Source organism: Aquabacter sediminis (assembly GCF_028863665.1).
Taxonomy (GTDB): domain Bacteria; phylum Pseudomonadota; class Alphaproteobacteria; order Rhizobiales; family Xanthobacteraceae; genus L1I39.
Genome location: NZ_JARBFX010000006.1, coordinates 277,031 through 290,956, shown reverse-complemented (window position 1 = coordinate 290,956; position 13,926 = coordinate 277,031). Strand labels below are relative to the sequence as shown.

The window sequence follows — 13,926 nt, the reverse complement described above, 5'->3', positions numbered from 1 at the left end:
GGTGCAGCGCTGAGGCTGTCTTCACGGCACCAGCACGGCGGCCCCCTGGAGACGGCCCGCGCGCAGGTCGTCGAGCGCTGTGTTGGCAGCCTCGAGCGGATAGGGCGTCACGGCGGTTTCGATGCCGATCTCGGGGGCGATGGACAGGAACTCATGGGCATCCCGGCGCGTGAGGTTCGCCACCGAGAAGATCTTTCGTTCCTCCCACAGCCAGCGATAGGGGAAGCTCGGAATATCGCTCATGTGGATCCCGCCGCACACCACCCGTCCGCCCTTGCGTACGGCCTTCAGCGCCGCGGGCACCAGGGCGCCCACCGGGGCGAAGAGGAGAGCGGCGTCCAGCGGGACGGGTGGCAAGGCTTGGGAACTGCCGGCCCACACCGCGCCGAGGCTTCGGGCAAAGTCCTGTGCTGCCTCGTCTTCCGGCCGGGTAAAGGCATAGACTTCGCGCCCTTGCCAGAGAGCCACCTGGGCGACGATGTGGGCGGCGGCGCCGAAGCCGTAGAGGCCCAGCCGCTTGCCCGGACCGGCCATCACCAGGGTGCGCCAGCCGATCAGCCCCGCGCATAGGAGCGGGGCCAGTTCCGCGTCCGTGCCGGTTTCGCCGAGTGGATAGGCGAAACGGGCATCCGCGATCGTGTGGGTGGCGAAGCCGCCATTGCGCGTGTAGCCGGTGAAGAGAGGGTGGTCGCAGAGGTTTTCCTCCTCCGCGCGGCAATAGCTGCAGCACTGGCAGGAGCGCCCAAGCCAGCCCACGCCCACCCGGTCGCCAAGCCTGAGATGGCTGACCCCCGCGCCCAGCGCTGCCACGCGGCCGACAATCTCGTGGCCGGGAATGAGGGGCAAAGAGGGCTCGGTGAGGTCGCCGTCCACCACATGCAGGTCTGTGCGGCAGACGCCGCAGGCCCCCACCTTGATCAGCACCTCCCCCGGACCCGGTTCAGGATCGGATAAGGTGCGCAGCACAAGACGTTGGCTGGGCCTCTCCAGCACCATTGCCCGCATCGCCGCCTCCAGATGGTTTCACCGGCAGCTTGCCGGCTCCGAACGGCGGGACCATGACCTGCCTCAAGGACGCAGAGCGATGGGCGTCAACTCCCGCCGATCAGGATGCCGGCCGCCAGTACCAAGGCTCCGCCCACCACCACCTGCATCACGGCGCGCAGGAAGGGCGTTTCCATGTAGCGGTTCTGGATCCAGGCGATGGCCCACAATTCCACGAACACGATGATGCAGGCGAGGATCGTGGCGGTCCAGAACTCCGGGATCAGGTAGGGCAGGGCATGGCCGAGGCCGCCCACGGCCGTCATGATGCCGGAAGCGAAGCCGCGCTTCAGCGGCGAGCCGCGTCCGGAAATCACCCCGTCATCATGGGCGGCTTCGGTGAAGCCCATGGAGATGCCTGCGCCCACCGCAGCGGCGAGGCCGACGAGAAGAGTGGTTTGGGAGTCCTGGGTGGCGAAGGCAGTGGCGAAGATCGGGGCGAGGGTGGAGACGGACCCATCCATCAGGCCGGCAAGGCCCGGCTGCACCCAGGTCAGGACGAATTGACGGCGGGCCTTCTCGCTCTCCTCATTGCGAATCTCTTCGGGCCGGTTGGCCGCTTCCAAGGCCTCAGCCGTCGCCTGGTGCCCCTGTTCCTGGCCCGCGAGGTCGCCAAGAAGGGCGCGGGTGCCGGTATCGCTCGCCCGCTGCGCCGCCTTCAGGTAGAAATTGGCGGCATCTTCTTCCATGCGGGCGATTTCGCCGCGGATGCGCTCGATGCCGAGGTTCTTCACCAGCCATTCCGGTCGCCGGGCATAATAGCCGGAGATGTGTTCGCGGCGGATGAGTGGGATGTGGGTTCCAAACCTGCGCTCGAACTCCGCGATGAGGGCGCGGCGGTGTCGGCCCTCCTCTGCGGCCATTCCGTCCAGCACCCGCGCCGTCGCTGGATAATCCGCCCGCACCGCTTCCGCATAGTCCGCATAGATGCGGGCATCGTCCTCCTCGGAGGAGATGGCGAGGGCCAGGATTTCCTTTTCACTCAGATCGGAAAACTGCCGGCGGGCGGCGAAGCCAGGGAGCATGACGCATTTGCCTAGTTTGTAATAATTCCAGTTTATTACGAAACTGTACGTCGGTGGTATGACAATGAAGCTGGCCTCCTCGCTCCCGCGCGCATGCCGGTCTGCCGGTACGCAACCCAAGGCGCCATGCCCGCGTTGCCCGCATATGACCCATAAAGAAGGAGGGTGTCATGCCTGCCAAGTCCAAGGCCCAGCAGAAAGCCGCCGGCGCCGCCTTGTCGGCCAAGCGGGGCGAAGAGAAGGTCTCCGATCTGCAGGGGGCATCCAAGTCCATGTATGAAAGCATGGACGAAAAGGAGTTGGAAAAAATGGCGTCTACGAAGCGGGCTGGAAAGCCGGATCATGTGAAGAAGGACTGAGGGACCCAACGGGCTCCCCCGGTGCGGGTGTCGTGTGCTATGGCGGGAAAAACAGGACCGCATCGACGACCATGCCGCAGCCCCGCCCGCCCGGCCCTCGTCGCCTTGATCCCAAGGCGCGGGAGGCAGCTATCCTGCGTGCCGCCATCTCCTTTTTCGCGCGGCAAGGCTTCGACGGCACCACGCGCGATCTGGCGGCGGAGGCCGGGATCACGCAGTCCCTTCTTTATCGCTACTTCCCCAGCAAGGAAGCCCTGCTTGATCGGGTCTATGAGGAAGTCTTCCTCATGCCGTGGCGGCGGGAATGGGAGGCGCAGCTCGAAGATCGCAGCCTCTCGCTGGAGGAGCGGCTGGTTCGGTTCTATCGGGACTATTCCCGTCTGCTGCTGACCCATGAATGGGTGCGCCTGTTCATGTTCGCAGGTCTCAAGGGGCTCGACTTCAACGCCCGCTATCTCGCTTTTCTGCGCGGCGCCGCCTTCGACCGTGTTGCACGGGAGATCCGACATGAGCGCGGGCTGCCCCTGGATCCCCCCGTGCGGGACGAGGAAGTGGAACTCATCTGGGGCTTGCACGCTGCGATCTTCTATCTGGGTGTGCGGGAATTCATCTACGGAATTCCACGTCCGGTGAACCTCGACGCGGACATCGCCTTGCGCGTGCGGGCCTTCCTGTCCGGTGCACCCGCCGTGTTCGCCGACCTGGACGGGGCGCATTAAATAATCAGATGATCAATATCTGTTGACGGCGCCCCTTCCTTGGGTGATGATTGATCAAATGATCAATATGTCCGTTGCCTCTGGTGGCGGGCGGCCAAGGAGGGGACCATGGGCGAGAACCTCGGCGCGGGGCGACGCGCCATCATCATCGGTGGCTCCATGGCGGGGCTGTTCGCTGCTCTGCTGCTGCGTCGCGCCGGATGGCAGGCCGATGTGTATGAACGCACCGGGAGCGAATTGTCGGGCCGCGGCGCTGGCATCGTCACCCATGCGGAACTCTTGGATCTCATGCATGCCTGCGGCGTGGACGCCGCCGATGCCCGGGTGGGGGTGCATGTGGCCGGCCGGCGTGTCTTCGCGCGCGACGGGCGGCTGACCCACGAATTGCCGCTCGAACAGATCGTCACCTCGTGGGGGCATCTCTACGGGCTGCTGCGCGCGGTCCTGCCGGACGAACACTATCATCACGGCTTCGACCTCGTGCGAGTGGAAGATGGGCCCGGCGGAGTGCGGGCGCATTTCGCCGACGGCAGCAGTGCGGAGGGCGACTTGCTGGTGGGGGCCGACGGCATCGGCTCCACCGTGCGCGCTCAATTCCTGCCTGAGGCCGAGCCTGCTTATGCCGGCTATATCGCCTGGCGCGGCATGGTGGTTGAGAACGAGCTGAGCGACGCCACCCGCGCCGCTCTGTGCGACCACTTCGCTTTCAGCCTGCCGGCCACCGAGCAGATGCTCGGCTATCCGGTGGCAGGTGCCGACGAATCCATGGAATGGGGCCAGAGGCGTTTCAATTTCGTCTGGTACCGACCTGCACCGCCCGACGTGCTGAAGGACCTGCTCACCGACATCGACGGCGTGGCCCATCCCGTCTCCATACCGCCGAACCGCATCCGACCCGACGTGGTGGATGCCGCCCGCCAAGCGGCGCGGGAGACGTTGTCGCCACAGTTCGCCGAGGTGGTGGAGCGCACGGCGCAACCCTTCATCCAGGTGATCCGCGACCTTGAGACGCCCCGGCTCGATCTTGCCCCGCACACAGTCATTCTGGGCGATGCCGCCTTCGTGGCGCGGCCCCATGTGGGCATGGGCGTGACCAAGGCGGCGAGCGATGCGGCCGAGCTGGTTGCGGCCTTGGAGCGGCACGGCAACGACATTCCCGCTGCCCTGGCGGATTTCTCGCGCAAGCGCGTGGCCTATGGCGAAGCGGTGGTGCGCCGCGCCCGTCGCCTGGGTGCCTATATGCAAACCGAACCGTTGAGCGAGGCCGATCGCGCCGCCGCCGAGCATCATCGCCAGCCCGAATGCGTCATGGCCGAGACGGCGGTGGCTGTCGGCATCGCCGCCTGAAAACAAAGGGAGAAACGCCATGGGAGAGCATGTGATCAAAGCCTGGCCGGAGCCGCCCGCCAGCTGGGATGCGGCACGACGCGCGGAGTTTCAGGCGCGTGTGGGCATCGGGCAGGTGGGGTCGCGGCTTGTTTCTCAGACGGAGCGGGTGCGGGTGTGGCACCTGGCCTTGAAGCCGGGCGAGCGGATCTCGTTCCACACCCATGTGCTCGATTATTTCTGGACCGCCGTGACGGGGGGCTCTGCCCGGTCGCATTACGCGGACGGGCGTGTTGCCGAAGTCACCTATGCGCCCGGCGAGACGCGCCATTTCAGCTTCCCGGCCGGTGGGTTCATGATTCATGACCTTGAAAATACCGGGGACACCGAACTCGTCTTCACGACCGTCGAATTTCTCGACAGTGCCAACGCCCCGCTTCCACTTCCGCAGGAGGTGACGGCCCATCTGCGTGACGCAGCCTGACAGGTTTGGCGTGAAGGGTTTTCGCACCCTGCTGGCGCCGAGCTCCGACCCCCAATCGAGCGCCTCACCGCGCTCGACCATTAGTCAGAATTATGAACTCGATCATAAATGATCATTTGGCCATCTGGCTGGGCCGCCTCTAAAAATGATTATCCGGTGCACGCGCGCCGCACAGGTCCATTCAGGGGTGGGCCGACACAGGCCGTGATCTTCCGAGCCGCCCCAAGGCGCGCTCCCCCGCTTTATCAATCAGGCGAAAAGGCTGCCGATAATTGTGCGGCCAGAATCAAGAAAATGGTCCGGGAGGAAAACAAGACATGCGAAATCTGCTTCGAATCTCCGCCCTTTCCGCTGCCCTCGTGGCTGGCATGGCGGGATTTGCGCACGCTGACACCTTTAGGCTGCGGATTGCATCCGGTCACCCTGCGGTGAATACGTATGTGAACCTGATGCAGACCTTCTTCGTTCCGGAGGTCACCAAGCGCGTCGCCGAGAGGACCAGCCACAAGATTGAGTTCGTGGAGGGCTATGGCGGCTCCATGGTCAAGGTGGCGGACACACTGGAAGGCGTTCAGTCCGGCATCATCGACATTGGCGGCTATTGCTTCTGCTTCGAGCCCTCGAACCTGCCGTTGCAGGCGTTCCAGGTGATGCTGCCCTTCTCTTCCATGAGTTCTGAAGTCTCGGTGAAGGTGGCACGCGAAGTGTACGACAAGGTGCCGTACATGCGTGAGGTTTTCGAGAAGAAGTTCAACCAGAAGCTCATCGCCCTGATCTCGGACAATGGCTACAACCTCACCACCACGTTCGACTGGAACACGGTGTCCGACCTCAAGGGTCGCAAGCTCGCCGGCGCTGGTTTGAACCTGAAGTGGCTGGAATATGCCGGTGCGATCCCGGTCCAGTCCTCGCTGCCGGAGGCCTACACCTCCATGCAGACGGGTGTCTATAACGGCTGGATCATGTTCCCGTCGGGCGTCGTCAACTTCAAGCTGTTCGAAGTGTCGCCCTATTATACCGAGACCGGGTTCGGTGCGATCACCTGGCACGGCATGACCATCAACAAGGCCCGCTTCGACAAGCTGCCCAAGGACGTGCAGGACATCATCCTGGAAGTCGCCCGCGAGTTCGAGGCCAAGACCGGCACCGTCAACGACGCCAACTATCCCAAGCAGATCGCGCAGCTGAAGGAGCTTGGCGCCAAGGTGAAGACGGCGGTTCCGGATTCCGTCCGCATCGAATGGGCGACCTCGCTGAAGGACTGGCCGAAGGAGAAGGCGCAGGAACTGGACAAGGCTGGCCTGCCCGCCACCGAAGTCCTGTCCATGGCCATGGAGCTCTACGAGAAGCACGGCCACAAGTGGCCGGTCCGCTACCAGATCAAGTGACGCCTTGATCCCGCGCGCCCCGGAGGCCTCAGGCGTCCGGGGCGGTGCCCGCTTCACGTCCCTCTTCTCGACAGGTGCGCCCATGTCTTCGCCACTGTCCGCCGCGTCGGGCCAGTCGCGCGACGCGCAGTCTCTCATCGGCACCAGCCTCGACTGGGTGTCGAAGGGCCTGCTTACGCTCGCCGCCTTGCTCGCCTTTCTCCTCTGCTTCGTCGTGTGCGCCGATGTGATCGGCCGCGTCCTGTTCAGCGCGCCCCTGAAGGGCACGCCGGAACTGGTCTCGAGCTCCATTGTCATCATCTGCTACCTGCAGGCGAGCTACGCCATTCTGTCCGGCGGCATGATGCAGGTGGATGCCTTCACCGTGCACTTCCCCGTGCCGGTGCAGGCGGCCCTCGGCATCATCGGCTCGCTTCTCGGCGCGCTCCTGTTCGGGATTATCTTCTGGGGCTCCGTCGAGGGCTTCATGCATGCCTGGACCAGCGGGGAATATGAGGGCGAGGGCGCCCTGCATGTGCCCATGTGGCCGGTGCGCCTATCCGTGCTTGTTGGAACCCTGCTCGCCTGCCTCGGCTACATCCTGCTCGCCTGCCGCCAGATCGTGGCCGCGCGCCGCGCCGAAGTCATCATCACCGGCGTATCGCACTAAGGAGGCGCCCATGTTCGACGGAACCCAAATGGCGCTGGTGCTCGGCGTCCTGCTTCTTCTTGTTTTCCTCGGCACGCATATCGCGGTGGCCCTGGGCCTGGCGTCCGCCCTCGGCATCTATCTGATGATGAACGGGGACATGGAGGTGGTGGTCACCTTCATTTCGAACACCGCCTATGAAGCCATCCGCGACTATATCTTTGCGGTGATCCCGCTCTTCATCCTCATGGGCGAGTTCCTCGCCCGCTGTGGGGCGGCACGGGACCTGTTCGCGCTGGTCAACCGCGTCACCAAATGGCTTCCGGGACGGCTCGGCATCGCCACCGTCTTCGCCAATGCCATCTTTGCCTTCGTGTCGGGTGTCTCTATCGCGGCGGCGGCAGCCTTCTCGCGCATCGCCTATCCTGAGATGAAGCGCTACGGCTATGATCGCCAGTTCTCGCTCGCCTGTATCGCCGGCTCGGCGTGCCTCGGCATGCTCATTCCCCCCTCGGTGCTGATGATCGTATGGGGGGTCATCACCGAGCAGTCCATCGGCAGCCTGTTCCTGGCTGGCGTCGTTCCGGGTTTCCTGGTTGTGGCGGTCTACAGCATCTACATCGTCCTCTTCGCCCTGCGCTACCCGGCACTGGTGGGCGAGGCAGCCCGAGGACCCGAGGTGGTGGGTGTCACCGCCTCTGGTGCCGCCGTGGCTGGGATGGGCGGTGGACGGGCGCCGGCGCCCGCGCGCCAGCCCGTGGAGGACGAGGCGTTCGGCAAGTCCCTAGTCGGTACGCTGCTGGTCTTGGCGCTGATTCTCAGCGTGCTCGGCGGCATCTGGTTCGGCTTCTTCACGCCCACCGAAGGCGCGGGCGTGGGCGCGACGCTCTCCCTGTTCATCGCCATTGGCCGTGGCATGCGGGCCAAGCAGATCTTTGACGTGGTGCTCAGTGTCGGCCGTACGTCCGCGCCGCTGCTTCTGCTCCTCGTGATGGCGCAGCTTTATTCCCGCGTCCTGTCGATGACGGGCATTACAGGGGCAGTGCAGGCCTTTTTCCTGGATACCGGCCTGCCGCCGCTCGCCATTCTCGGCATCATGATCTTCATCTGGTTCCTGCTGGGCTGTGTGATCGATTCCATTTCGATCATTCTCCTGACGGTTCCGGTGTTTGCTCCCATCGCTGCAGCGCTTGGCTATGACCCGCTCGCCTTCGCGCTGATCGGCATCATCGCCATCGAGACCGGCCTCCTGACGCCGCCGTTCGGCATCCTGGTCTTCACGGTGAAGGCCGCCTTGCCAGACGAGAAGATATCGGTGGGCGAGATTTTCCGGGGGGCCATTCCCTTCTGGATCTGCCTGCTGGTGGTGATCGGCCTTCTGATCGCCTTCCCGCAGATCGCCACCTGGCTGCCGAACCTCGGCAAGGTGGGCGGATGAGGCATTCCGTCCGGCGGCCCTGACGGCCGGACGGTGGGCGAAAGCGGCCGCAAGAGCCGTGCCCTCACTTCGACGAGCGACCGGTATTCGGCCCGTGGGACTGCATGTGTTCCGCGAAAGGAGACCTGCGCTCGTCTTTTCTTTTTCTTCAGACCGTTCGGGAGGATCCCATGAGCAATGTTGACAAGGTGAAGGTGAACGGCGCCGAGATCGCGGCGCGCGTGGATGGCGATGCCGGCAAGCCCTGGATCGTCCTGTCCAATTCCCTGGCCTGCACCCATGAGAGCTGGCGGCTGCAGATGCCGCTTCTCACTAAGACCCACCGGGTGCTGCGCTACGATACCCGCGGCCACGGCCAGAGCTCGGCGCCGCCCGCGCCCTATTCCATGGATCTGTTCGCCTCCGACCTGGTCGGCCTGATGGACCATTACGGGATCGAGAAGGCCGACATTCTCGGCCTCTCCATGGGCGGCATGACGGCCCTGGGCGTTGCCATCAATCATCCCAGCCGCGTCAACCGGCTGATTTGCTCGGCGGCCCGATCGGACTCGATCCCGCCCTTCGTGGACAGCTGGAACACCCGCATCGCCGCCATCCGCGCGGCGGGTGGTATGCAGGGCGTTGTCGACTTCACGATCGAGCGCTGGTTCACCCAGGGCTTCCGCGAGGCCAATCCGGACATCGTGGAGGAGGCCAAGCGAATGATCCTCGCTACCGATATGGAAGGCTATATCGCGTGCGCGGAAGCCCTCAAGGGCCTGGACTATAAGCGCAGTCTCGGCTCCATCTCCGCGCCGTCCCTCTTCATCGCGGGTGCGCAGGACGGCGGTGCCCCGCCGGCCGCTATGCGCGAGATGGCGACCCTCACCCCCGGTGCCGGCTTCGTCGAGATCGCCCCGGCCTCGCACATCATCATCCTGGAGAACCCGGACGCCTTCAATGCGACCGTGGGCTCCTGGCTGGCCGGCGAGACGGTGGCCCAGCGCGCCTCCGCCTGAGGCCTTGCCGGCGCGGCTTCCCCCGCGCCGGCATCGACCGGGCGATTAGCCGGACTGATCCGGCGCATCAGAAACAATCATTTCAGTGAATGGCCGGGCCAGATTATCCTGGCTGAAAGCAGTCTGGAGTTGAGCGATGAAGCTCGGTTTCTTCACCATGCCGATCCACCCCATCGACAAGGATTGGCGGCAGTCTCTCAAAGAAGATCGTGACGCCTTTATCTTGGCGGACGAACTTGGCTACACGGAAGCCTATTGCGGCGAGCACGTGACCGACCAGGCGGAGAACATCACCTCCTGCGCGATGTTCATGGCCTGGATCGCCTCGCACACCAAGCAGATCCGGCTGGGCACGGGCACCATCAACATGCCCAACAGCCACCCCGCGAACGTGGCGGGGCAGATCGCCATGCTCGACCACATGCTGGATGGTCGATTCAATTTCGGCATCAGCCCGGGCGGCCTGCTTTCTGACGCGGAAGTCTTCGGCAACCTGGATGCCAACCGGAACGAGATGTTCGTCGAGGGCATCAATTCGGTGCTGGCCATCTGGGCCGGAGAGGCGCCCTACAATATCGAGGGCAAGTACTGGAAGATCTCGACAGAGCGCACGATGATGCCGGCCATCGGCCAGGGCATCATGTCGAAGCCGCTCCAGCAGCCCCATCCCCCCATCGTGGTGACCGTGGTGGCGCCCTATTCCAAGGGCGTGACGGAAGCGGCCTCGCGTGGCTGGCTGCCCATCTCCGCCAACTTCCTTCTGCCCAAGTGGGTGGCCACCCATTGGCCCAAATATGTGGAGGGCTGCGAGCGGGTGGGCCGCGTGGCTAATCCCGCCGACTGGCGCGTCGCCAAGAGCGTATTCGTGGCCGATGATCTCGCCACCGCCCGCGAATATGCGCTTGGGCCCAAGAGCCCGTATCGCTTCTACTACAACCAGCTTCTGACGAAGATGAAGGCCAACAAGCGGGCCGACCTCTTCAAGCCCGATCCCAACATGTCCGACGACGACCTGACCATCGAGCGCGTGCTCGACGAACTGGTCATCTGGGGGACGCCCGACAAGGTGGCCGACGACCTGCTCCGCTTCCAGGAGATCACCGGCCCGTTCGGCACACTGCTTTACGCGGGCAAGGACTGGGTCGACCGCGAGCTTGGCCGCAAGTCCATGATCCTCCTGGCGGAAAAAGTGGTCCCTCTGGTGGAGGGCCGCGAGGCCCGCGCCCCCAAGGCCGCCGAGTGACACATCCTTCGATGTGACGGCGCAACCGGAAACCCGGCCGGGATTCCGGTTGCGCCTTATTTTCTTCTGAGCGACACGCGGGCGGGCCGGTGCCGACATGTGTCGGGTGCCGAGACGGGACAATCGGGCATGGATCTCGCACCGCAGGTGATCGTCGCGGGGCTGGCGGCGGTCTTCATCATCTCTTTTTCCAAGGGGGCCTTTGGCGGCGGCCTCGCCGTGGTTGGCATTCCCATCCTTACCTTCGTGATGGACCCGGTGGATGCCGCCGTGGTGCTGGCGCCCCTGCTGCCCCTCATGGATCTTGCAACGCTCAAGGCCTTTCCGCCCCGCACCTGGTCCATGCCCGATGTGATCTGGATCGCCAGCGGGGTTTTTGCGGGAATGGTGGTGGGCGCACTGCTGCTCGGCGGCTTGCCGCGCCACTTGAGCGCCGCCTTGATCGGCTTTGCTGTCCTGGCCTTCGCCGCCCGGCAGGTCTTCCTGCGGCCGAAGCCGGGCACGCCGCTGGAGGTCTCGCCTCCGCGGGCTTTCGGGTGGGGTGCGCTTGGCGGGCTGACCACCTTCCTCGCCAATGCCGGCCAGCCGCCGGTGGCGGTCTATCTCACCCGCCGCACCCTCACCAAGACCATGTATGCGGGAACCATGTCGGCGGTCTTCACCATCGCCAACGTCACCCGGCTTCCGCTGATGGCCGCCATCGGCCTCGACCGGCTGCATCTGCTGGCCTATTCGGCCGCCATGATCCCGGCCATTCCGCTCGGCACCTATTGCGGCCGCAAGCTGCATGACCGGCTCGACCGCGAGCGCCTTTTCTTCTGCGTCTATGTGATGCTGCTTCTGGTGGGCGCGAAGCTCATCTATGACGGCGTCAGGATGTGGCCATGACGGCCGAGCCCCGAGAGGGCGAACAGGTGGCCGGGCAGGTTCCTCCCATGCTCGGCTTCTGGCTCACCTTGCTGCTGGCGGTGGGCGGCGGCATCGTGGTGGCGAACCTCTATTATGCCCAGCCGCTGCTGGCCCCCATCAGCGAGGCGCTCGGCATTGCCCCCTGGGCGGCTGGCATCGCCATGACCGTGACGCAGGTGGGCTATGGCCTCGGCCTGCTCCTGGTGGTGCCGCTGGGCGACCGTTTCGAGAACCGGCGCCTCATCGTCGCGACGCTGCTGGTTGTGGCCGGATCCCTGCTGGCGGCGGGGCTCGCGGCCAATGCGCCGCTCTTCCTCGCCGCCTGCTTTTCCATCGGCATCTCGGCTTCGGTGGCGCAGATCCTGGTGCCTTACGCCTCCCATCTCGCCGCGCCGGCTGACCGGGGGCGGGTGGTGGGCAATGTCATGTCCGGAGTACTCCTGGGCATGATGCTGGCGCGGCCCATCGCCAGCCTGATGGCGGATGCCCATGGCTGGCGCGCGGTGTTTCTGGGCTCTTGCGCCGTGGTGACGGTGCTCGCGCTGGTGATGGCGCTGGTGGTGCCCCGGCGCACGCCCTCGGATGGCTTTCGCTATCGCACGCTGTTCCGCTCTCTGCGCGCGCTGCTTGTGGATCACCCCGTTCTCCGTCGCCGCGCTGCCATTCAATTCTGCCTGTTCGGTGCTTTCACACTGTTCTGGACGGTAATCCCCCTCCTGCTGGCAAGTTCCGCCTTCGGAATGACGCAGAAGGGCATCGCCATCTTCGCGCTGCTGGGCGTGACGGGCGCAGGGGCCGCACCCCTGGTGGGCTGGGCATCTGACCGTGGCTGGGGACGCCTCGGAGCGCTTGCCGGCATCCTCGCTTCCGTCGTGGCGTTCGCACTGTGCCTGATGGCGGGAGCCGGGCACAGCGGGCTGGTGCTGCTGGTCGTTGCCGGCATTCTTCTCGATTGCGGCGTCGCCTGCTCGCTGGTGGTGGGGCAGCGCACGATCCTCACCTTGGGCTCGGAAGGGCGCAGCCGGGTCAATGGGTTGTTCTTCTCCATCTTCTATTCGGGCGGCGCGATCGGCTCCGCCGTGGGCGCCTGGGCCATGGTGGTGGGCGGCTGGACCCTGGCCATGGGGATCGGCCTCGCGGTGGTGCTGGTCGCCCTTGCCCTCCACCTGACGGAGCGCGCGACCCCGGTTGAACTCCATTAGAAAAATGACTGGCAAACAGAAGACTTCATAATTTGTGCTGCGGGCCCGGCGCCAGCAAAGTGCAGCGGAACGGGGCGCCACGCTTCGCAACACGCTGAAAAACAGGGAAAGACGCATGCTCAAGGTTGGACTTATCGGAATGGGGTGGTGGGGTGGCACCATGCTGCGTGTGCTGGCCGGCAGCCCGGACATCCGCATCGTGGCAGCGACCGATGTCGACCCCGCCAAGGCGGCACTCGCGGCCGAGCGTGACGCGCGCTTCCTTCCCACCTTCGAGGCGGTCATCGCCGATCCCGAAGTGGAAGGTGTCATCCTGTGCACCCCGCAGCAATTCCATGCCGAGCAGATCGTCGCCGCCGCGACCGCCGGCAAGCACGTCTTCTGCGAGAAGCCCCTGTGCCTGACGCGGGCGGATGCGGAGCGCGCCGTGGCCGTATGCCGGGCGCATAACCGGGTGCTGGGCGTCGGCCATGAGCGGCGGTTCGAGCCGCCGATCATCGACCTGATGAACCGCATCAAGGCGGGTGAGCTGGGCACCATTCTCCAGGTGGAGGCCAATTTCAGCCAGGACAAGTTCTTGGCCCTGCCGCCCGGCAACTGGCGCATCAGTGCGTCCAACCCGGTGGGGCCGGTGACCGCCACCGGCATCCATCTGCTGGACCTGTCCACCGCCATTCTTGGACCGGCTGAGCGGGCTCTGACCTCGCTCTCCACGCTGGCCACCTCGTTTGAGAATGGCGACACGCTCGCCATGACGCTCAATTTCAAGTCCGGCGCCAACGCGCTGCTCTCGGCCATCCTGACCACGCCCTTCGATGGCCGGATCGCGGTCTATGGCTCCACTGGCTGGGCCGAGGTGCGCGACAAGGCGCATCCGGAAAATTCGGAAGGCTGGACGGCCACTTACGTCATTCGCGGCAAGCCCCGGGAGGACCTGGAATACCCGCCTGCTCCGGCGGTGCGCGCCAATCTGGAGGCATTCGCCCGGGCGGCCGAGGGCAAGGAGACCTATCCCATCTCCATGGACCAGATGATCGAGAATGTGGCGGCTCTGGAGGCGGTTTTTGCGTCCGCCAAGTCCGGCGGTCTCGCCATGGTCCCCTGAGGCATCAGGGCGGGCGCGGACGGGCGCCCGCCCTTTGCCAGCGATCAATAGTCATGCG

14 protein-coding genes are annotated in these 13,926 nt (G+C 65.0%); 12 read left to right on the top strand and 2 right to left on the bottom strand.

Annotation, left to right across the window (positions count from 1 at the left end; all coding sequences use genetic code 11):
- Window positions 1–21 precede the first annotated feature (21 nt).
- On the bottom strand, window positions 22–1,005 hold the full coding sequence (locus PV781_RS14760; protein ID WP_274776387.1) for a zinc-dependent alcohol dehydrogenase family protein: 984 nt from the start codon (window positions 1,003–1,005) through the stop codon (window positions 22–24).
- An 86-nt stretch (window positions 1,006–1,091) separates the two neighbouring features.
- On the bottom strand, window positions 1,092–2,069 hold the full coding sequence (mbfA, locus tag PV781_RS14755) for an iron exporter MbfA (RefSeq protein ID WP_274776386.1): 978 nt from the start codon (window positions 2,067–2,069) through the stop codon (window positions 1,092–1,094).
- 170 nt (window positions 2,070–2,239) lie between these two features.
- On the opposite strand from mbfA, the gene PV781_RS14750 reads away from it, so the two are divergent.
- The 12 genes from PV781_RS14750 to PV781_RS14695 all read left to right on the top strand — a co-directional run bounded on the left by PV781_RS14750 (window position 2,240) and on the right by PV781_RS14695 (window position 13,868).
- A complete protein-coding gene (locus tag PV781_RS14750) occupies window positions 2,240–2,428 on the top strand; it encodes a DUF3008 family protein (RefSeq protein ID WP_274776385.1) in 189 nt (62 codons plus the stop codon).
- Window positions 2,429–2,499: 71 nt separating this feature from the next.
- Window positions 2,500–3,147 (top strand): TetR/AcrR family transcriptional regulator, encoded by a 648-nt coding sequence (locus tag PV781_RS14745; RefSeq protein WP_274776384.1) that lies wholly within the window; start codon window positions 2,500–2,502, stop codon window positions 3,145–3,147.
- 108 nt (window positions 3,148–3,255) lie between these two features.
- Window positions 3,256–4,494 carry an FAD binding domain-containing protein gene (locus PV781_RS14740; RefSeq protein ID WP_274776383.1) on the top strand — a complete coding sequence of 413 codons (1,239 nt, stop codon included), beginning with the start codon at window positions 3,256–3,258 and terminating at the stop codon, window positions 4,492–4,494.
- A gap of 19 nt (window positions 4,495–4,513) precedes the next feature.
- Window positions 4,514–4,957: a cupin domain-containing protein gene (locus tag PV781_RS14735; protein WP_274776382.1), complete on the top strand. Its 444-nt coding sequence runs from the start codon at window positions 4,514–4,516 to the stop codon at window positions 4,955–4,957.
- 449 nt (window positions 4,958–5,406) lie between these two features.
- Window positions 5,407–6,345 (top strand): C4-dicarboxylate TRAP transporter substrate-binding protein, encoded by a 939-nt coding sequence (locus PV781_RS14730; protein ID WP_274776496.1) that lies wholly within the window; start codon window positions 5,407–5,409, stop codon window positions 6,343–6,345.
- 82 nt (window positions 6,346–6,427) lie between these two features.
- The gene (locus PV781_RS14725; protein WP_274776381.1) at window positions 6,428–6,994 is read left to right on the top strand and encodes a TRAP transporter small permease; all 567 of its coding nucleotides are present in this window, start codon (window positions 6,428–6,430) and stop codon (window positions 6,992–6,994) included.
- 10 nt (window positions 6,995–7,004) lie between these two features.
- A complete protein-coding gene (locus PV781_RS14720; protein WP_274776380.1) occupies window positions 7,005–8,411 on the top strand; it encodes a TRAP transporter large permease in 1,407 nt (468 codons plus the stop codon).
- A gap of 170 nt (window positions 8,412–8,581) precedes the next feature.
- Window positions 8,582–9,409, top strand: a complete 828-nt coding sequence (gene pcaD / locus PV781_RS14715; RefSeq protein ID WP_274776379.1) for a 3-oxoadipate enol-lactonase — start codon at window positions 8,582–8,584, stop codon at window positions 9,407–9,409.
- Between the two features lie 136 nt (window positions 9,410–9,545).
- Window positions 9,546–10,652 (top strand): LLM class flavin-dependent oxidoreductase, encoded by a 1,107-nt coding sequence (locus PV781_RS14710; protein WP_274776378.1) that lies wholly within the window; start codon window positions 9,546–9,548, stop codon window positions 10,650–10,652.
- Window positions 10,653–10,781: 129 nt separating this feature from the next.
- Window positions 10,782–11,540: a sulfite exporter TauE/SafE family protein gene (locus PV781_RS14705; protein ID WP_274776377.1), complete on the top strand. Its 759-nt coding sequence runs from the start codon at window positions 10,782–10,784 to the stop codon at window positions 11,538–11,540.
- Window positions 11,537–12,763: an MFS transporter gene (locus PV781_RS14700; RefSeq protein ID WP_274776376.1), complete on the top strand. Its 1,227-nt coding sequence runs from the start codon at window positions 11,537–11,539 to the stop codon at window positions 12,761–12,763. Before PV781_RS14705 ends, PV781_RS14700 begins: the two co-directional genes overlap by 4 nt.
- A 115-nt stretch (window positions 12,764–12,878) precedes the next feature.
- On the top strand, window positions 12,879–13,868 hold the full coding sequence (locus PV781_RS14695; protein WP_274776375.1) for a Gfo/Idh/MocA family protein: 990 nt from the start codon (window positions 12,879–12,881) through the stop codon (window positions 13,866–13,868).
- Window positions 13,869–13,926 lie beyond the last annotated feature (58 nt).

Coding starts and splice junctions, on each gene's coding strand:
- PV781_RS14735 (WP_274776382.1), top strand. CDS start 4,514: ATGGGAGAGCATGTGATCAAAGCCTGGCCGGAGCCGCCCGCCAGCTGG.
- PV781_RS14730 (WP_274776496.1), top strand. CDS start 5,407: ATGCAGACCTTCTTCGTTCCGGAGGTCACCAAGCGCGTCGCCGAGAGG.
- PV781_RS14720 (WP_274776380.1), top strand. CDS start 7,005: ATGTTCGACGGAACCCAAATGGCGCTGGTGCTCGGCGTCCTGCTTCTT.
- PV781_RS14725 (WP_274776381.1), top strand. CDS start 6,428: ATGTCTTCGCCACTGTCCGCCGCGTCGGGCCAGTCGCGCGACGCGCAG.
- PV781_RS14740 (WP_274776383.1), top strand. CDS start 3,256: ATGGGCGAGAACCTCGGCGCGGGGCGACGCGCCATCATCATCGGTGGC.
- PV781_RS14760 (WP_274776387.1), bottom strand. CDS start 1,005: ATGCGGGCAATGGTGCTGGAGAGGCCCAGCCAACGTCTTGTGCTGCGC.
- pcaD (WP_274776379.1), top strand. CDS start 8,582: ATGAGCAATGTTGACAAGGTGAAGGTGAACGGCGCCGAGATCGCGGCG.
- PV781_RS14695 (WP_274776375.1), top strand. CDS start 12,879: ATGCTCAAGGTTGGACTTATCGGAATGGGGTGGTGGGGTGGCACCATG.
- PV781_RS14750 (WP_274776385.1), top strand. CDS start 2,240: ATGCCTGCCAAGTCCAAGGCCCAGCAGAAAGCCGCCGGCGCCGCCTTG.
- PV781_RS14700 (WP_274776376.1), top strand. CDS start 11,537: ATGACGGCCGAGCCCCGAGAGGGCGAACAGGTGGCCGGGCAGGTTCCT.
- PV781_RS14745 (WP_274776384.1), top strand. CDS start 2,500: ATGCCGCAGCCCCGCCCGCCCGGCCCTCGTCGCCTTGATCCCAAGGCG.
- PV781_RS14705 (WP_274776377.1), top strand. CDS start 10,782: ATGGATCTCGCACCGCAGGTGATCGTCGCGGGGCTGGCGGCGGTCTTC.
- PV781_RS14710 (WP_274776378.1), top strand. CDS start 9,546: ATGAAGCTCGGTTTCTTCACCATGCCGATCCACCCCATCGACAAGGAT.
- mbfA (WP_274776386.1), bottom strand. CDS start 2,069: ATGCTCCCTGGCTTCGCCGCCCGCCGGCAGTTTTCCGATCTGAGTGAA.